Genomic DNA, 18869 nt, shown 5'->3' with positions numbered 1-18869 from the left:
AAACACAACTATTTAAATGGGTGTGGTTGATGCCGGTAATCCAGAGAGACGAACTGGGAAAGATCCTCCGCGAGGTTAAGGAAAAGCTGGAGGAAATCCTCGGAGATGACCTGGTGGAGGTCATACTCTTCGGCTCATACGCGAGGGGAGAGGCAAGGGAAGACAGCGACGTTGACGTTCTGATCGTGGTGAAGAAATGGCCGGATCGGGAAAAAGAATGGAAAATCGGCGAGCTCATGACGGACTTGGTGCTAAGGTATGGAGTAGTCTTCTCACTGATCACGTATCCTGAGAAACCCGAAATGGTCTATGATCCACTGATCATAAACGCAAGGAGGGAAGGTGTGGAGATATGAGCCACAGGGAGTACAAGAGGATGCTTGAAAAGGCAGAAAAAAGCCTGCTTGCAGCGAAAAAGTTACTCGAAGAGAACATGCCTGAGTTCGCGGTGTCTCGGGCTTACTACACCATGTTCTACTGCGTGGAGGCGTTTCTCAGAACAAAGGGCATAGAGGTTTCAAAGCATTCATCGGCGATAGCACTCTTCGGCAGGGATTTCGTCAAGGGTGGAGAGGTTCCCAGAAAGTACCTCACGTACATTAACCTCGCGTTTAGAACAAGACAGGTTGCGGATTATTCCTTTGAGGTGAATGTCTCAAAGGAGGAAGCCGCCGAAGAAATAAGGCGCGCCGAGGAGTTCCTTGACTTCACAAGGGAATACCTCTTATCCAAGGGTTTTCTGGGGGAATGAGTATGGTGGAGAAGATAAAGCTCGAACACGGAGCGGGCGGGGAAATAATGGAGGAGCTCCTGAGGGACGTCATACTCAAAAATCTGAGCCTGAAATCCGCCGGTGGAATCGGACTTGACCAGCTCGACGATGGTGCAACTATACCCTTCGGCGATAAGCACCTCGTCTTTACAATAGACGGCCACACGGTCAGGCCTCTATTCTTCCCCGGCGGAGACATCGGAAGGTTAGCCGTCAGCGGAACCGTGAACGACTTGGCGGTAATGGGGGCCAGACCGCTCGCTCTGGCCAATTCCATGATAATCGGCGAAGGCTTCGACGGCGAAGACCTGAAGAAAATCCTCCGCTCAATGGACGAGACGGCTAAAGAGGTTCCGGTGCCGATAGTTACGGGCGACACCAAAGTTGTTGAGGACGGGATAGGAATCTTCGTCATAACAGCGGGGATTGGAATAGCCGAGAGGCCGATAAGCGACGCCGGGGCAAAAGTCGGCGACTTGGTTTTAATCAGTGGAACGGTAGGCGACCATGGCATCGCCTTGATGAGCCACAGGGAGGGGATAGCCTTCGAGACACAGCTGGAAAGCGACGTGGCTCCAATCTGGGAGGTGGTTGAGGCAGTTGCCAAAGCCATTGGGTGGGAGAACATCCATGCGATGAAGGATCCCACGAGGGGAGGTTTAAGCAACGCCCTCAACGAGATGGCTAAGAAGGCCAACGTGGGAATACTCATAAGGGAAGCCGATGTGCCGGTCAGGCCAGAAGTCAGGGCAGCGAGCGACATGCTGGGCATAAGCCCCTTCGACGTCGCCAACGAGGGCAAGGTCGTGATTATTGTTGCCAGAGAGCACGCGGAAGAGGCGCTGGAGGCGATGAGGAGCACAGAGAGGGGGAAGAACGCGGCGATAATCGGTGAGGTCATAGGAGACTACAGGGGCAAGGTTCTGGTCAAGACTGGCATAGGCGGAAAACGCTTTTTGGAGCCTCCTGCTGGGGATCCTGTTCCAAGGGTCTGCTGAGCCCTTTTCCCGATTCCCACTTTTGTCCTTAACCTTCGGTTTGGGAAAGTTGTATAAGGCCCTTTTTCCAATTTCGAACCGGTGAGAACATGATAATCGCAAAACCCTGCGTAACGATGAAGGGCATCGTCATAAGCGGTTACTCCTGGGAGCGCCAGGTAAAGGTCGATCTGACCAGAACAGCCCAGTGCTTGAAGGAGAAGGGTTACACCGTGAAGAAGCTCCTGCCGGGGATGATGCTGATCCTCGAGATGGAGGGCTACGAAACGAGCGTCTATCCGAGCGGCAAGATAATAATCAAGCTCCTCGAGGATCCAAAAAAAGGTGAGGAGCTCGCTCGAATCATATACGACTGCGCTGGAGTTCTGGAGGTGGTTTCATGAGGATTCCGGAGGATGTTAGGAAGGACATCCCGCTGACAGGGGAAGTCATATACTTCGACAACACGGCCACTTCGCTCACGCCGAGGCCGGTTGTAGAGGCGATGGACGAGTACTATCTTAGATACCGCGCCAACGTCCACAGGGGAATACACAGGCTCTCCCAGATGGCGACCCACAGGTACGAGGAGAGCAGGAAAATCGTTGCGGATTTTCTCAACGCGCGCTTTGAAGAGATCGTCTTCACCAAGAACACGAGCGAGAGTTTAAACCTCGTCGCCCTCGGCCTTGAGCACCTCTTCAAGCCCGGAGACAAGATAGTGACGACTCCCTACGAGCACCACTCGGATTTACTCCCCTGGCAGAGGTTGGCTAAAAAGCTCGGCCTTAAGCTGGAGTTCATTGAGGGGGACAACGAGGGCAACCTGGATTTGAGCGATGCTGAGAGGAAGATCAGGGGGGCAAAGCTCGTCGCCGTTCAGCACGTCTCCAACGCCCTGGGCGTTATCCATGAGGTCGAGGAGCTCGGGAAGATGGCAAAGGAAGAGGGGGCCATCTTCGTAGTTGATGCCGCCCAGAGTGCTGGACATATGGAGGTGGATGTCAGAAAGATGAACGCTGACTTCCTCGGGCTTTCAGGCCACAAGGGGCCGATGGGACCGACCGGAATAGGCGTCCTCTACATCAGCGAGGAGTTCTTCGATACCTTCGAGCCCCCGCTGATAGGCGGTGGAACTATAGAGGACGTTGAGCTTGACTCTTACAAGCTGACAGAGCCACCTGAGAGGTTCGAGGCGGGGACCCCAAACATAGGCGGTGCGATAGGCCTCGCCGCCGGAATAAGGTACATCGAGAGAATAGGGCTGGACAGAATCGAGAGGCAGGAGCACAAGCTGGTCAAGAGGATAACGGAAGGTCTAGATGAGCTTGGCGTCCCCTGGTACGGGCCAAGAAACCTGAAGAAGCACGCCGGTGTGGTGAGCTTCAACGTTCCTGGTCTTCACCCGCACGACGTTGCGGCAATACTCGACGAGAACAATATAATGGTCCGTTCCGGCCATCACTGCGCGTTACCGGTGATGAAGAAGCTCGGAATAAACGGCACGGTGAGGGCCTCGTTCCACGTCTACAACAGCATTGAGGAGGTCGAGACTTTCCTCGGCGTCATGGAGGAGCTGGTGAGAAGCCTGAAGTGATTTCCCTCTTTTCCCTTTGAAAGACTGCCGTTCAAGAAAAAGGTAAATCAGCGGGGCAGCTCCCCCCATTCCACGTTTATCGTCTCCGGAGTGCGGTAGATAAAGGCCGCCTCTCCCTTGTGGACGTGCTTCCTCATCGGGCCGGGTGGAACTCCGTTCGTCTCGTAGATAACGCTCTGAGTGTCGGGGTCATGGTAGAGAACAAGAGTAGGGCCGGCCAGGTTCATTATCGAGTCTATCGCGTACTGAGTTGCGAGAACCGTCACCCTTGCCCTTATGGGCCTCGTTATTAACGGTATTGCCGCACCGCCGGCTGTTGTGTAGGCCAAAACGGCCGCATCGTTGACACCTATCATGGTGTTCCTCCTGTGTCTAATCACCGCGCTCACAACCAGAAACGCTATTCCAGCAAGGGTTATGCTGTAGGTCTCCCCCAGCTCCACCAGGATGTTCTTTCCGAACTCAGGGAGCTTTCCAGAGTAGAATGCCTCGTCCAGGGGCGTGTAGCTTTCCCTTATAACCTCGGCGTATTTTCCGTCCGACTTCATGGCCTCTGGAACGCTCCTCACCTTCCCGGCAAGGAAGTCAGCGTAGAGCCTTTCCGTCAGGGTTCTGTCCAACCCATAGACGGTCTGGACTATCGTTGCAGCTGTGTAGCCGTCCAAAAGGCCCTCCCTGGCAAGGGCTATCGGGTCAAGGCCCGTTCCCTCGCCGTCCTTCACCCGGATGATAGTGTCAAACCCATCCTCCGGAAAGTCCCCCTCAGTGTCGAAGATAACTGTCCCGTAATCAATCTCCCGGTATCTATCCACCAGGTACTTAAGGGCCTTTCCCGGCCATTCGTCCATTCCGAAAACCTTGAGAGTCCTGCCGTGGTAAACGGGGTCGTAGAACGTGTCCTCCCCCTCCCTCTCAAAGAGCCTAACCGCTATACGGCTGTACTTCATACGGTTCACCGACTGAAAATAGGGAAAGGTCCTATAAACGGCTTCTGGTTTGGCTTAGATTACCCTCACCATACGCTCCATCCAGGGGCCCACGCGGACTCGGATATAGCCACGTAACTTGTCATCAACCTCCTTATTTCCTGTGTAAACCCTGACAAAGCCATTCCTGAGCTTGGAAGGCGTCGCCACGACGATTATGTTCTCCTTCGGAATCCTCCTAAGGACTTCCGCCGAGAACTGCTGGTTTCCTCTACCGAAGAGAAATCCAAGGCCCCCGATTACGGTTACAACTATCCTTGTATTCTCCCCCGCGAACCTCAGCAGGTCTTTCTCCGCGGCGTCTTTAACGAGGAGCCTGGCCTCACCGTTCTTAATCTCGACGATGTCAACGCCCAGGAGAGTTCCGTTTATCCCAAGCAGATCTTTGAGCTTCTTGAGGGTCGAGCCAGCGCCGAGGAAATATATCCCATCCTCAAGCTCCTCGGCCAGGGCCTCTATTATGGCATCCACATCCTCGGCCTCGTCCGTCTTCGTGGGCTCCTTCGCACCCTGAAGGAGGAGCTCGGCGTAGGGGGTTAGGGCCTTTCCGTAGTGCTTCGGCCTCACCTCGTCGTGCCTGAAGGCGTTCTCGTCCAAGTCCATGACGTCCCGCTCCACCAGCTCGGCGTTCCCTTTGAGGAACTCAGCAACGAGCCTTGCCGCGTCCTCGGGGGATGCCGCAAAGACCCCCGAAAACATCTTAACGCCCGTCGGAACGCCGAGTATTGGAACCTTCCTCCTGGCGACGCTGAAAACGTCCCTCGCGGTTCCGTCGCCGCCGGCAAAGACTATCAGCTCAACCTGGTCGAGCATTCTCTTCACAAGTTCCTTCGTGTCCTCGCTATCCGTATCCGGAATCCTAACGCCGAGGACTTCGCGGTAACGTACATCCCTGTGTCTGATGACCTCGTAGGGGAAATCGAACTCCGCCAGAACCTCTTCCCCCAAACCATCGGGGCCGGTTAAAAACTCGACCCCCCTTCCCTCCGCGTAGTTGTTCAGCTCGTGGAGGAAAAGCCTCGCAACGTCAGCCGCGATGGGCTTTGCACCCCTCTGTATCGCCTCCTCAACAACACCGTCAGTACCTTTGAGCGCCACTCTGCCCCCCATTCCCGCTATGGGGTTGATTATGAGCCCTATCCTCATGGTATCACCTCATGTACTTCCTCGCGAACACCGTCAGGAACACCGCCCACATGAACATGCCAAAGAGGGCCTCGACCGACGCTATAACCCTGCCGACGCCTATCGGATGGTAGTCGCCGTAGCCAAGGGTTGTGGCGGTAACAACGCTGAAGTACTCGTAGTCAAGGAAGCCCATACTTCCAGAGAGGCCTTCAACGCTTTTCGTCAGGAAAAAGAGAACCGGGAAGAAGACGTTCACCGCCCCAAGCCATATCAGTATCGGCCTCTTCCAGTCGGTACCGTACTTGCAGGTCAAATCCGCGAAGAGCCACTCAAAGGCAGACTCCATTCTCATGAAGAGCCTTTTGACTCCCTTTCTCCTGCCGCTCAGCCGGGAGTTCCTCTTGGCCACCATCTCCAGGTAGTAGTAGCGGTCGGCCCTCTCGAAGTCCCCGTTCCGCTCCCAGCTTATTCTTGCCAGGCGGTAGAGAACCTCCGCCGCGCGGTGGCTGTTGAACTTACAGTCCTCGACTTCAACGAAGCCTTCAACGCTTAGTTCCACCGGGATGTTGGGCAGAACCGTGGAGTTCCAAGCGAAGTCGCCGTGGAAAGACACCTTCCGGAATATCAGGTTGCCCATGACCCTCGTGTGCACGAACTCGGGATTCCTGAGCCAGCTTCCCAGGACCTCGGCGTGGCCGAAGACGTTGAGGTTCTCAAGGACGAGGTTGCCGTGGAACCGCCTTATGCTGAGCCTGACCTGTCTCTTGAAGCGCGCCGACTGGTCGAAGTCTATGTCCCGGAGAACAAGGGCCGTGGCCTTAACGGCCCTCTCACGCGATTCAGATGGTTTTACCCCATGCTCCTCAAGGATTTTCCGCAGAAGGGGATAACGGACGTTTATTCCAATCCTGCGGACTTCATTCAGGCCGCTCAGCTCTATCCTCCCCGTGGCGGTTCTTTTTTCTCCGTACTCCCTCTCCCCCTCCTCCCCTTTGCCGGTGTACTCGGTCGAGTTTATCATGACGTAGCGAACGCTCGAATTCCTGATGTAGACCGAGTTAGAGAAGCTAACGCGAAGCAGGTTCAGGCCGAAAACGCGGGAGCCGTGAACCGTGAATGTCCCCATCCTGCTCTCAAAGACGACCAGCCTGCCCACGGTGGAGTTGTAGACGGTCACACCCGGCACGTTAAGGCCGTCGAAGAGCACCGTCCTGATCTGCGAGTTTTTAAAGACTATCGGCTTCTCGGCTTTGAAATCGCTTATTTTGACATCGTAAAGGTAGACTCCCTCAAAATAGGTCTGGCCGGCCTTGAGCCTTTTGAGAAAGGTCTCTTCCTTCACCCTCTTTATTTCATTCCCCAAAAGCTTCTCGCCCTCGTCGTAGGGGATATGGAGGGGACAGTAGGCGGAGCCCTCGATGGGCTTCAGTCTGCACCTCTGCCCGTTCTCGTAGGTGTACTCGCACATGGCTCTCCCCGCTAAACTAGTTTCCCAAATAATTAAGGTTTTCTCCTGCTCGGTAGGGCGCGCATGTAGAAGCGCCTTCCCCTGTATTCGAGTTCGATCAGCTTTCCGTCCCGGAGGAGTCTCTCCACCACGTCCCAGTCGGCCCCGGCTTTTCTCAGAAGCTCCCTAACCGCTTCTTCCCTCATCGGGTGAACTGCAGTAATGCTCAGCAGATCCTCCTCAACGTTCCCGGTTGAGGCGAAGGCGTTTCCCTCGTAACCTATGAGGTACTCGACCCTCCCACCGAGCCTCTCCGAGAACAGCTGGTAGGCGAGGTGTATCGTCTCCTCCGAAGGGGGTTCCACCCACGGCTCGGCAGGAGGCCTGGTGGGAACGGCTATGTAGGCTTTCTCCGGTTTGAGCTCACCCAGGAAGTCGGCGATCTTTTCAAGCTCCCCGCCGTAATCAACGTTTACCAGCATGGTCTCTGTGATGAGCCTTCCCCCGAAACCTTCCGCGAAGGCCAGCATGCCGTCGAGGATTTTCTCAAGCGAGAGGCTCTTGTGGGGTCTGTCAATTCTTCTCCAGAGGGGCTCGCTGACCGCGTCGAGCTTCAGGGAGACAAAGTCGAACTCAAACAGGTCTACCCTGACGTCCTCCCTCCAGATCAGGGAGGAGTTCGTGAGTATCGCCAAGGGTATTCCGAGGGTTTTCAGCATCTCAACCTCTCTGGACAGGTTCACGTCGAGCGTCGGCTCCCCGTCGGGAACGAATGTGATGTAGTCTATCCTCTCCCCGGCAGCTTCAGCCTCCTCGACCTTCTTCGAAACCTCCTCAAAGATCAGTTCTGGCTCGTAAAAAGCCCTCCTCTCAACCTCCATCTTTAACGTTCTGCCTATCTGACAGTAAAGACAGGCGTAGGAGCAGACCTTGTCGGGTATGTTGTTTATCCCAAGACTCCTACCGAGTCTCCTCGACGGAACCGGACCGAAGGCTATCATATCACCACCGGAATTAGGTTAACCTAAAAGCGTATAAGGTTTGCCCAACCCAAACGGAAGGTTAAAATTGAAATGGGATCAGATTAATCAAGACGGGAGAGGGGTGTTTCCATGCTGCTGGCTAAGCTCAAGAAAAAGACCCTGGGGCTCATCGATGAAGATTTCAAGCTCCTAGACTTCTCCTTCGGCCTGCCCTACACCTACGTGCTGATTGAAGGGAAGATGGGAAAAGCCCTCGGCGTTGCCATGACCCTCCCCGAGGAGATAGGGAGGTTCGACAACTCCATCGAGGAGCCCACGCTGGAGGCGTTCATTGAACGGGCCGACAGCCTCAACATCATCGAGCGAACCATTGGTTTAGCCGCGATAAACGCGGTTTCACAGTACTACATCGACCTCGACAGTGCAAAGTGGATCGACGCCGTGGAACTTCTTGAGAAGGACATCGAGAAGGTAGCGGTCATCGGAAACATGCCGCCGATAGTCGGAAATCTTAGGGAGCGGGGCTTTAAGCTCTACGTCTTCGAGAGAAACCCGAAGCTCTGGGACAGGGAAACGCTGAGCGATTCCCTGGAGTACTGGCTCCTGCCGGAGGTTGAGGCTGTTATAGCGAGTGCCTCATGCATGCTCAATGGGACCCTTGACATGCTTCTCGAGAGGTCAAAGAACGCCAAGATTTTTCTCCTGACCGGCCCCACTGGACAGATCCTCCCGGAGTTGCTCAAAGGCACCAGGGTAACACATGTGGCCTCAATGAAGGTCATGAAGGTTGAAAGGGCGATACTCCACCTGAAGCTCGGCCGCTTCAGGGGCTTCTCCGACGAGAGCAGAAAGTACGTTCTCGAAGTTTGAGGTTCCATTTCTTTCATCCCTACTACATGGCCATTTTTGGACTTTGAAGTATCACTAACGTCACGAATCTTTTTAAACCAAACTGGCCTCCTGAAGGCCTCAAGGTGAGAAAAATGAGTCAGAGAGTTGCCATCGCGGTGAGGAACGCATCGGTAGCAAACCGCTACCGCTACATCCCCAAGATGCCGGGGTGGTTCTACTCCTTCGTGCCCTTCAAAGTAGCCACGGGCGGAAGCTCCGCCCTGGTGAGCCTCTACCTCCTGGAACTCGGGGGAAACGCCTCAACCGTTGGAATTGCCTTTGCCCTTGCGAGTTTGGCTTCAATGCTCGGCGCACTGTTCTGGGGAAGGCTGAGCGACAAAACGCTGAGAAGAAAGCCGTTCATACTCCTTGGCTTTGCCAGCGTTCCGCTCTTCCTCACGGCGATGGCCTTTGTGAAGACCCCCGTCCAGCTCATCGCGGTAAACACGGTATACGCATTTTTCCTCGCCTCTACTCTATCGGTTCCCATAGCGCTTGTTTTAAGGAGCGTCAGGAAGCACAGCTGGGACCACGCCATTGGAAAGTTCAACGAGATAAGCGGCTGGGGGTGGGTCCTCGGACTGGTTCTCGGTTTCGGCCTGTCGAGGTTCCTGAGCATACCACAGCTCTTCATGGCATTCGCAATCCTGGGCTTGCCCTCGGTCTTCATGGGGAAGCGGATGATACGGGAGGCTCCGATATACATCAACAGGAAAGCTATCAGGGCGTTCGGGAACTACGTCGTTGAAAAGGCCAGATACATGCCGTCCTTCATCTTGCACACCAACTTCAGCTTTCCCGATGGCTTAGGGAGGTTCTACGTAGCCTTCCTGCTCTTCTGGATAGCGGCTGGACTCTACTTCCCCCAGATGCCGGTGCTCCTTACGAGTGAGGGATACACGAGGGAAGTCGTGTACCTGGCGCTCATAGCAAACTCCGCGGTCTCGGCGATGAACTACACCCGCGTCGGGGCCGCAATGGGGAGAAGAAAGGAAGGGATCCTGAGAAAGGGACTGCTCCTCCGTGCCGGAGCCTTCGCTACGATGATTCTCGGAACCCTAATCGCTCCAGCGCTGCTTCCACTGGCCTTTGCCTCCTACATCCTGGCAGGCTACTCATGGGCTTTCATCGGGGTCTCTTCCACCGCAATAGTGAGTGAAAAGGCTGGAGAAAAGAAGAAGGGCAGCGCAATGGGGACCTACAACGTCGTGGGCTCAGCCGGATACATCACGGGCAGCGCCATAAGCGGGGCACTCATATCATCGGCGGGATTTGGTGCGGCGTTTGGCCTCGGGCTTGTCCTGATCGGGGGGAGCATCGCCCTGCTGAAAAAGTGAGGGAAGTCAGAACTTGAGAACCCTGACAAGAACTATGAGCGGGTCCCAGACCGGGGCAAAGGGTGGCGCGTAAGCTAAGTCCGTGAAGAAGGCATCCTTCGTGGTGAAACCCGCAGTGAGCATTGCAGCAGCGGTGTCTATTCTGGGCAGTATCTCTGCACCTACAGCCTGGACGCCGAGGAGTTTATTGGTCTCGTTATCAACGACGCCCTTCAGCCATATCGGTCTTGAGCCTGGGTAGTAGTGCGGCCTGGTGCCTGCTTTTATGAAGGCCGTTCTGACATCGTAGCCCTCCCTTATCACCTCGGTCTCCGTCAGACCAGTCTTGCCTATTTCCACGTCGAAGAACTTCGTTACGCTCGTTCCAAGAACCCCTGGGAAGTGAAGCTCTTTGCCCGCTATGTTGCTTCCGGCGACGTAGCCCATCTTGTTGCCGGCCGGGGCGAGGGGAACCCAGACGCGCCTGCCGGTTATCAGGTGCCTCGTCTCAGCGACGTCACCGGCGGCGTAGACGTTCTCGACACTGGTTTCCATCTTCTCGTTTGTCCATATCGCGCCGGTCTCACCCATCCTAACGCCGAGCTCCCTGGCCAGCTCGACGTTGGGCCTTATGCCAGTCGCGAGGATAACGAGGTCGGCTTTGTACTCGCCGGCGTCGGTGATAACCCTTTCGACCCGTTCCTTACCCTCTATCCTCAGGACTATCTCCTGAGGGTGGAGGTTGATCCTCCGCCTCATCTCCTCCTCAAGGACATCGGTGACTTCCTTATCGAAGGCCTTGGCCATGACCCTCTCGTTCCTCTCAATGAGGGTGACCTTCTTTCCCTGGGCGGAGAATGCTTCCGCCATCTCAACGCCGATGTAGCCCCCACCTATTATGACGACGTTTTCAACGCTGTTTTTCTCCATGTAATCTCTTATCGCCACTGCATCCGGGGGCAGATCGGCAGTAAAGACGCCGGGCAAATCAACGCCCTCCACCGCGGGAACCCTCGGCGATGCACCGTTGGCGAAGACGAGGTAGTCCCACTCATAGGTGTGTTCCCCGTTTTCCTCGCGAACCCGCACGGTGCCCTGACTGACCTCAACCACCTCCGCCTTCATGTGGAGGTCTATGCCGCGCTTCTTGATAAAGACCTCAGGGGGATAATGCATCAGCTTTTCCTTCGGGGAGATACCCTCAACAACGTAGGGAACTCCACAGGGAGCGTGGCTGACCCACTCGGTAGCCTCGAAGACCTTGACGTCCCATTCAGGTTTGAGCCTCTTAACGCGCGAAGCCGCGCTCATTCCTGCAGCTCCACCGCCTATGATAACCACCGTCTTCCTCATGAGCATCACCAGGAAAGGTTCAAAACCTAAGGTTAAAAAGATTGGTGGGACAGAAACGGGTTATTCCTTTCTGCCGAGAAAGTACTTCCTGCCCTTGACCTCCACCATGCGGTAGACCTCGCCTTCTCTGAGCTCCATGGGAGGTCTTTCGAGTTCGTAGGTCTCGTAGGTCTCCATGTCCATGAGCTGGACCTCGGTCGGAGTTATACTGGTTACCATGGCTTCCTTTCTTTCGCCCTCCACCGCATCTATGCCCTCCCGCTTCACGGTCTTCCAGTCGCGGCGCTCCGTCTCACGGGTGACTAGGTTGGTGAGCGTCATACCCTTCCCGTCCACGTTCTCCACGGTGTAAACGGTGCCGCGCCTGTCCGCTACGATATCCCCTCTCTGGAACTTTGGAATCCTGATGCTCACGCTCGCGCGGTGAACCTCTCTGCTGGTTTGTCTGTCAACGCCGACCAGCTCGTAGGCCTCACTTATCGTTCCGCCAAAACGCTCCTTTATCGCCTGGGCGAGCTTTCTGGCACTTGCAGTCGAGCCCATATAGAAGTCCAAGCCCTCCTCCTTCTCTATGGTATCCTGGATGAAGCCCATCCTGTCCCTGCGCATTATCTCGTCCACTTTCTCCTCGACGAGCTTTCCTATGGCCTTCCGTTCCTCCTCAGTCAGCGGCCTGCCCTCGGCACGGACCTGGAGTATGGCCTCGAAGTAGCCGCCGAGGAACTTGGAACAGCGCGGACAGACGGTCTGGCGGACATAGACTGTGACGTATCTGGTCTCGTCGTGGAGCTCGCGCTGGAGCTCGTGAATCCTGGCCTTTACACGGACCGCATAGGCCACTATTGCCGGAAAGTGTTCAAGATGAAAATCAGCGGGTTCAAAGGCCACGGCGGCCCGTCCAACCGGAAGCTCGTCAAGCTCGTCAAGCTCCCCCGGGGAGACCACCACATACTCCACGATTTTCTCGCTGAAGGAATCCTCGAGGGCCTCAAGGAGGGCGTTTTCGGCCACCTCGAATATCAGCCCCTCGAGGTCGTAGCTGTGGGGATCTACCCAAACACTCCTGCGCTTGTAGCTCCCGCAGTTCTGGCAGAGCTCGGTATTTATCTCTCCCTCTATGAGCAGGACGGGGTTTTCTTTTCGGTAACATACCTGACAGAGACCATCTATCAGCGGTCCTCCCTCGCTCTCGCTTATCCCGCAGCGGTAACAGAATCTCTCGCTCATCTCTCTCACCGGAAGGTAGTGAGGAAGGAAGTTTAAAAACCTAATCTCAGAGAAAGAGCTTCGCCATCTGAGCGTGGGGGACCCCTTGAATCCTGAGTACCCTCGCCTCATCAACGTAGCCGAGCTCTATTGCCTTGGAGACGCAGCGTTCGCCGGTGAGGTTGGCTATCGTGGCTTCGTGAAGCAGGGAGTCAAGGGCATCTTCCTCAACAAGTTCTCCCCTGTAAAACCGCTCCTTGACCTCGAGCTTCAGCTCGCCTTCCCTGAAGGTCTTTCCGAGGAGTTCCTCATCGCAGGCCGCGAGGAGAACTTCACCCTGGACTCGGTATACTTTAACGTATATCATGAGCGCCACCGGAGTGAGAAACGCGGACAGGTTTAAAAGAGTTGGTGCAACTGACAAAAATCGAGAAAGGAAGAAGATTGAGGGCATCAGCCCTCGGAGTTTCCAATATCCTCCACGGCCTGTTCAAGGATCTTATATGCCTCGAGTATGTTGATGTACGCCTTGCGCATGTACGGCAGCGCCGCTATCGCCAGGCTGTCTCTGCCCGGAGTGATGTACTTCTCTGCCTCCTCATAGTACTGGTCCGCGAGCTCCTTGTAGTGCATGGCCTCCTGAAGGGTCTCATTGTCAACACCGAGCTCTACGGCTTTCTGGTAGAGCGGGTCGAACTTCTGGTCGTACCTCCAGTAGAGCATGTACCAGACGTAGTTCATGGTGGAGAGCCTGGTATAGTCAGAGTGTGTTCTGTAGTCAACCCTGATCGTTCCAGGGGAGTTGAGGCGCATCGTCACGTAGAGCAGCAGACCATCGGAGACTTTTCTCGCGCTCACATTCAGGATGTCGGCGTCCTCGCTGTTAACGTGATAGTAGGTCGTATCTGCAGGCAGTTTGAGGAGCACCGTAACCTTGGTGCCGTGTTCTCCGTTCACGGTGATGTAGTATATCCTGCCGGCGTCGATGACCTTGGCAATGGAGGCTTCTCCGATGCTCTCGCCTATTGAGTAGACCCAAGGCACATTGTTCTCATCAACGGCCCTGGCGTACACGGTCATTTCGTTGTTGTCCGGATTGACGTCCTGCGGAGCGGAGAGCACGATGTTGTAGGAGTGCATGGTGATGTCCGCCACGGGGATGCTAAACGTCACCGCGTAAACGTCTCCCGGCTGCACAAGCGGGATCGTTACCTGGACATCGGTCGGCAGACCGTCTCTGAAGAGCGTTACCTGAACGTTTGTGGCGTTGTAGGGTCCATCGTTGGTAACGTAGGTTGTGATCTCGTAGTTGCCGTTGATGTCCGGAACGCTGCTGGTCTCGATGCTAGTGAGCCTGACATCGTACGGCACCGGAGTTATGGTCACAGGAATCTGGAACAGTATCGGGTTCTTGCTGGTTCCCATCAGTATTATTCCGTTAAGGGGTGCGCTGGCGCTGAGATGCTCATCCGTGAGGTTGTACATCATGTCGACAGTGTATCCCGTGTCAGTCTTGGTGACGTTCTTGACGATGAGCTCGTTGCCCTCTATCGTGGTTATCATAAGGTCGTAAGTGGCGTTTCCTGGGGCGGGGTTGCTGTAGGAGTAGACCTCAATCACATACTGGCCGGGGTACGGGAAGTTCAGTGAGACGTGCTCGTCGGCAGTTGAAGTCAGTGAGCTTCCAACCTCGATCAGGGTGCCGCTGGCGTTGTAATAGACGTACAGGTCAAGGTCAACTCCCGCGAGGTCGTCCCAGATGCTAGTGAGCTGTACATCGAGGACCGGGGAAGTGGTGACGTTCACCGTGTAATAGTCGGAGTCTCCAGTCGGCGGGGCCACTATGTTCTGATAGACTGATGGTGCGCTGAAGCCGGTAGCCACCACCGAGAGGTTTCCGGCCCACTCCGGCAGGTCCACAGTAAAGGTCTTCTCGCCAACCTTTGAGCCGAGAACCTCAACCCAGCTCTCCGGGTAAAGCCTAGCCATGCCCACGCGGCCGTAGAACGTCCTGTAGCTAGCGTTGCCGTCGAAGAGGACGTTGTGGAGCCATAGTGCGTGGAGTCCCTCCGAGGCCTCACCAGCTATAAGCTCCTCGTTGGTGCCACTGGAGGTCTGGTAGACGAATAGTCCCGCTCCCACGTATCCGTCATCGCTCCTACCGACTTCCTTCAGGGAGTACGGTCCCATGACATCCGGGTATTTCATGCTCCACACATCAACGCTCGGACCGAGGAGGTGCAGGTTGATGTCGGTCATTGTGCCGTCCCATGCGACGTCGGCGAGCACATAGCTGCCCTCCTTGACCTCCGGCACGTTGAAGTAGAACAACCTCCAGTCACCGCTCTCGTACCTCCAGCCCCAGTCAAAGTATCCATAGACGTTGTCGTTATCGTAGAGGCCGTTTGATTCGTTGTTGCCTCCGAATTCAAACTCAGAGGTGGGTGACGCCACAACAACGCTGACCGGTATGGTCGTTTCCTTGCCATCGTGCTTGAGGTATATGGCACCCTCGTAGATGCCGTACGGTGTGTCCTGTGGGACTGTTATCATGGCAGTGAACGTACCGGTTCCATCCGGCTTTATAGTGATGCTGTCCCTGTCAATGGTGACCCAATCCCAGGGGACCCTCTTGTAGAACTCCAGCTTAACCTTGGCCGGGTACACGCTTGTCTTGCCATAGATGCGCATTATGTCCCTTATCTGGATGAACATCATGTCGTGGTACTTCTGGAGCGGGTTGCCGAGCATTGCAGAGGCCACGTCACCCTCCTTTGAAGCCTGCTGGAGCAGGTTGAGGGTGGCGTTGCCGTCCACAAAGGTCAGGTCCCAGATCCTGAACCACAGATAGGCATCTGCGACGTAGTCGCTGTTGTTGTCAAAGTTATCGTAGGAAGTGTACAGTGTTACCTTCATGAGATCGGTGTCGTTCGGAATGAACTGGTCTATTCTGTAGTAGCCCCATGAGTTTCCGACAACGTCAAACTCAACCTCACCTATCTTCTGGAAGACCTCTGCGGAAACGTTGACCTCCTTGGAGCTGTTGGGGTTCATGTTCTTAACGGTAAACGTCTGGGAGTCGCTCTGTCCCGGATACAGAACGTTGGCAAACCCCTCATAGTCCGTCTTTCCTGCGGCCCACTCGGTCGGTGAGACCACTATGCCGTCCATGTTCTTCGCGGCCTCAACAGCGCTGTAAGCGTCGAGGAATCCAGCACCCTGGGTGAAGACATCGTGGTTGACGTTCTTGGCGGTGCTCATGAGTATCTCCTTGACCTCCTTAGCAGTTGGCCAGGAGCCGTGAGTCTCGTAGTAGGCCTGGTACACGAGTGCAGCTATTCCCGATGCCATCGGGGTGGCGAGACTGGTTCCACTCCAGAGGTCACTGGCCCAGAATCCATCTCCAACCGAGTTAAGAGCCAGGCTACCCAGTGCGAACTCACCTACTGCAAGGACATCCGGGTCGGGCTGTCCCAGGGCGTTCGGTCCCTTGTTGGAGAAGTCCGCTGCGTCACCGTAGTTCGCGCCGAATTGCTGCCACGGGCCATCGTCATATCCAAAGAGGCCCCTGTATCCCCACTCAACAGACGCACCCACCGTTATCACGAACGGGGAAGCGCCCTCACTCGTGACGGTTCCATAGCCGGGTCCACCGTTACCTGCCGCGAAGAAGAAGGTTGTCGTTGGGGCGTAGATGTTCGTTATGTAATAAAGGAACCTGTCCTCCCAGGTGTATCCTTTGTTTATGGTCGCAGACGCGCCGTAGCTGTTGCTGACTATCTGAGCCTCGTCACCGGTTCCGGGTTTTCCATCGTAGCCCTCAACGGCGAAGTACACGTAGTCAATCCAGCTTCCACCCTGGTACATCGATCCCTCGGCGATTATCTTGGCGTCTATGGCGTTACCAAAGGTCAGCCCGTAGAATGTCCTACCCCTGGCCCCAACGGCAGCGGCACAGAGGGTTCCATGGTCTCCTCCTCCGGTGTATACGTTGCCAATCATGAACGCGACGAGCTCACCGTTGGCGGGTATGGTGAGGGGTATGCCCCACCTCTCAGCGACCACGTCAGAGTACGGTATCGGAGTCTTTCCATCGGCTATGTAGTAGATCATGCCTCCCGAAAGGTCGGCGTAGCCGTCCTGACCGAACTCTCCATTCATGGAATCCCAGAAGTCGAGCTGTATCACGGGGTTATCCTTGGTGTGGCCAACGTCTTTGTTGAAGTCAATGACGGTGGCCGGAGCTATGTCCGCATAAACCGTGTCGTAGGTCTGGTTAGCATTAGGGTCGGTGACAAGTATGTATCCTCCAAACCAGTCGGCCCAGAGCGCTATGTCCGGGTGAAGGCCGAGCTTCATTATTCCGCTGGTGGTGGGAACGCTGAGGTCATCGTTTAGAGGTAGCTTAATGTCAGCATAAAATCTTCCGAGGAGAGTATCGTATGCATAAGCGGTGTATCCGACAAGGAGCGGTGTGGCACTATCGTCGGGGAAGATGTAGTCGGCGAACATGTCGGTTGGGCTCTGGTAGAGTCCCCAGTAGACCTCACCGCCGTGATACGGGCCGCCGGCGTAGTCGTAGAGAATCGTGGGGACTGGGAAGTCCTGAATGGCGTCGGCAACGTGCAGATAGTTCATGGTGAAGTTGTACTTGATGGTTGTGTTGTCGAAACCGCCGTCATAGAGGTAGTCCTCGCTTATGAGCCAGAGCTTTCCACCGCCATTGAGGTAAGCGGTGAGGTTTCCAACGTCAGAGTCAGTAAGGGTGCTGTCCCAAGCGGCACCCGTGAACCATATAACAAGGCTGTAGTTGCTGAGGACTGTCAAGTTGGGACCGTTGGAGGTCTCGTTCGGAACCTCGTAGTAGGTGTAGTTGACTCCGATTGCATTCAGCGCGGTCTCGTAGAAGACTTCAAAGGAGTCCCCACCGTCATCGTCAACGAGGAGGACGTTGCTAACATTTCCAATCCACTGGAGGGTGTTGTACACAACCTGGGTCCTCTCACTGTCGTCCGGTATGTTTGCGAGACTCATCGAGGTAAACACCGTGGTGAAGTTGCCATTATAGCCTATGCCAAAGTATCCCGGAATGATGTAAGGTGTAACATTGACTATGGTCGGGGAGTACCAGGAGTATAGGTACCCCTCGTAGGTGTACATATCGGGGAAGGTCGCTCCAAGGATCAGGTAGTACAGCAGCGAGTTGTCATCAAAGGCTATCGGCCAGCCGTAGTACGGGGAGGAGGGGTTCGTGTCCACAGCATAGGCATCCTGGAGGTCCGGGTTACCAAAGTCAACGCCACTGTCGATGACAGCAACCTTTACGCCCTCTCCGGTGACGTTGAGGTTGAACCATGTGTTGTATGAGCCGTGGTGGTAGACGGCAAAGATGTCCTCCGGCTCGGGCTCAGCGGCCGCCGGGTTAACGTCCGGAACCGCGATGGTTGCCATGCCGTTAACCGCGGGGCTGTTCATCTGGAGTTCCTTCAGCTTTCCTTCAACGAGTCCGTGGAAAGTCGCGACTTTCTTCCCATCCAGCATCTCGCTTCCTGGCTTCCAGTTCCTGACCCTGCCCGCGAACTTTGAGTGTGGGATGGGCACTGACTTGATGGATGACTCGTCATTTTTCTCTATGTCAATCGGATCGAAGGGTGAGCTCCTGGTTATCCCGTCAACCTCGGGAATCGAGGCTATTTTCATGAGCGCGTTAATGCTGTCCTCCTTGACAGGGATTAGAGCGAGATAGATGAAGTTGCCCATGAACTCGGTCTTGCCAACAACATTAATGCCCCTGAGAGAAGCTTCAATGTCCTTGGTGGCAGAGATGTGGATCATGATCCACTTCTGTCCGTGTATCTCAACGATACCCTGAGAGTCTTTTCCCTTTAGAATATTGAGCAATTTTGGTTCAATCTTTTCAAGAGGGGACACCGAGGACTCACTGCTAACTTTCGCCGTTGTCCCAACCTTCTGGACGGTTGCTGTTATGCCAGCAATAGAAGTATTCCCTGCTGCTACCCCGTGGAAAGCCACTGGCACTACTGAAAGCAGCATCACTACCGCGATCAAAAGGCTCAAGGCCCTTTTATTCATCCTGACACCTCCTAATCGTAATGTTCATCTATACTGTAAAGGTCGCATGGATATAAAGATTTCGTTCTTCAGAGTGACCTCACAGCCCTAGTCACCCATGTAACACCGCTGGTGGCTATT

At 55.2% G+C, this 18869-nt stretch carries 15 protein-coding genes; 7 read left to right on the top strand and 8 right to left on the bottom strand.

Features of this window, described 5'->3' with window-relative positions:
* Positions 1–29: 29 nt before the first annotated feature.
* The 5 genes from TIRI35C_RS02805 (at position 30) to TIRI35C_RS02785 (ending at position 3346) form a co-directional block, all read left to right on the top strand.
* Positions 30–356 (top strand): nucleotidyltransferase domain-containing protein, encoded by a 327-nt coding sequence (locus TIRI35C_RS02805; RefSeq protein WP_188201648.1) that lies wholly within the window; start codon positions 30–32, stop codon positions 354–356.
* Positions 353–751 (top strand): HEPN domain-containing protein, encoded by a 399-nt coding sequence (locus TIRI35C_RS02800; RefSeq protein ID WP_188201647.1) that lies wholly within the window; start codon positions 353–355, stop codon positions 749–751. The genes TIRI35C_RS02805 and TIRI35C_RS02800 overlap by 4 nt, the downstream gene beginning before the upstream one ends.
* 2 nt (positions 752–753) lie before the next feature.
* Complete coding sequence (gene hypE, locus TIRI35C_RS02795; RefSeq protein WP_188202977.1) at positions 754–1770, top strand: hydrogenase expression/formation protein HypE; 1017 nt, start codon at positions 754–756, stop codon at positions 1768–1770.
* An 89-nt stretch (positions 1771–1859) separates the two neighbouring features.
* A complete protein-coding gene (locus TIRI35C_RS02790) occupies positions 1860–2153 on the top strand; it encodes a hypothetical protein (RefSeq protein WP_188201646.1) in 294 nt (97 codons plus the stop codon).
* Positions 2150–3346: an aminotransferase class V-fold PLP-dependent enzyme gene (locus tag TIRI35C_RS02785; protein WP_188201645.1), complete on the top strand. Its 1197-nt coding sequence runs from the start codon at positions 2150–2152 to the stop codon at positions 3344–3346. Before TIRI35C_RS02790 ends, TIRI35C_RS02785 begins: the two co-directional genes overlap by 4 nt.
* 47 nt (positions 3347–3393) lie before the next feature.
* On the opposite strand, the gene TIRI35C_RS02780 is transcribed toward TIRI35C_RS02785, so the two are convergent.
* The 4 genes from TIRI35C_RS02780 to TIRI35C_RS02765 are packed head-to-tail and all read right to left on the bottom strand — an operon-like array spanning position 3394 to position 7908.
* Positions 3394–4293 (bottom strand): hypothetical protein, encoded by a 900-nt coding sequence (locus TIRI35C_RS02780; RefSeq protein ID WP_188202976.1) that lies wholly within the window; start codon positions 4291–4293, stop codon positions 3394–3396.
* Positions 4294–4347: 54 nt separating this feature from the next.
* Positions 4348–5478: an ATP-NAD kinase family protein gene (locus TIRI35C_RS02775; RefSeq protein ID WP_188201644.1), complete on the bottom strand. Its 1131-nt coding sequence runs from the start codon at positions 5476–5478 to the stop codon at positions 4348–4350.
* A gap of 4 nt (positions 5479–5482) precedes the next feature.
* A complete protein-coding gene (locus tag TIRI35C_RS02770; RefSeq protein WP_188201643.1) occupies positions 5483–6928 on the bottom strand; it encodes a potassium channel family protein in 1446 nt (481 codons plus the stop codon).
* Between the two features lie 32 nt (positions 6929–6960).
* A complete protein-coding gene (locus TIRI35C_RS02765) occupies positions 6961–7908 on the bottom strand; it encodes a radical SAM protein (RefSeq protein WP_188201642.1) in 948 nt (315 codons plus the stop codon).
* Between the two features lie 111 nt (positions 7909–8019).
* On the opposite strand from TIRI35C_RS02765, the gene TIRI35C_RS02760 reads away from it, so the two are divergent.
* Positions 8020–8760 (top strand): Rossmann-like domain-containing protein, encoded by a 741-nt coding sequence (locus tag TIRI35C_RS02760; protein ID WP_188201641.1) that lies wholly within the window; start codon positions 8020–8022, stop codon positions 8758–8760.
* A gap of 113 nt (positions 8761–8873) precedes the next feature.
* A complete protein-coding gene (locus tag TIRI35C_RS02755; RefSeq protein ID WP_188202975.1) occupies positions 8874–10118 on the top strand; it encodes an MFS transporter in 1245 nt (414 codons plus the stop codon).
* 6 nt (positions 10119–10124) lie between these two features.
* On the opposite strand, the gene cdr is transcribed toward TIRI35C_RS02755, so the two are convergent.
* The 4 genes from cdr to TIRI35C_RS02735 all read right to left on the bottom strand — a co-directional run bounded on the left by cdr (position 10125) and on the right by TIRI35C_RS02735 (position 18749).
* Positions 10125–11450, bottom strand: coding sequence for a CoA-disulfide reductase (gene cdr, locus TIRI35C_RS02750; protein ID WP_188202974.1), 1326 nt, complete (start codon positions 11448–11450; stop codon positions 10125–10127).
* Between the two features lie 60 nt (positions 11451–11510).
* Entirely contained in the window at positions 11511–12677 is a 1167-nt protein-coding gene (locus TIRI35C_RS02745; protein ID WP_188202973.1) for a 60S ribosomal export protein NMD3, read from the bottom strand.
* A gap of 46 nt (positions 12678–12723) precedes the next feature.
* Entirely contained in the window at positions 12724–13023 is a 300-nt protein-coding gene (locus tag TIRI35C_RS02740; RefSeq protein WP_188202972.1) for a DUF424 domain-containing protein, read from the bottom strand.
* An 86-nt stretch (positions 13024–13109) separates the two neighbouring features.
* A complete protein-coding gene (locus TIRI35C_RS02735; RefSeq protein ID WP_246454666.1) occupies positions 13110–18749 on the bottom strand; it encodes a S8 family serine peptidase in 5640 nt (1879 codons plus the stop codon).
* Between the last annotated feature and the right edge of the window lie 120 nt (positions 18750–18869).

Source organism: Thermococcus camini (assembly GCF_904067545.1).
Classification (GTDB): Archaea; Methanobacteriota_B; Thermococci; order Thermococcales; family Thermococcaceae; genus Thermococcus; species Thermococcus camini.
The sequence above is the reverse complement of the archived record's forward strand: the minus strand, read 5'-3'. Positions and strand labels throughout refer to the sequence as shown.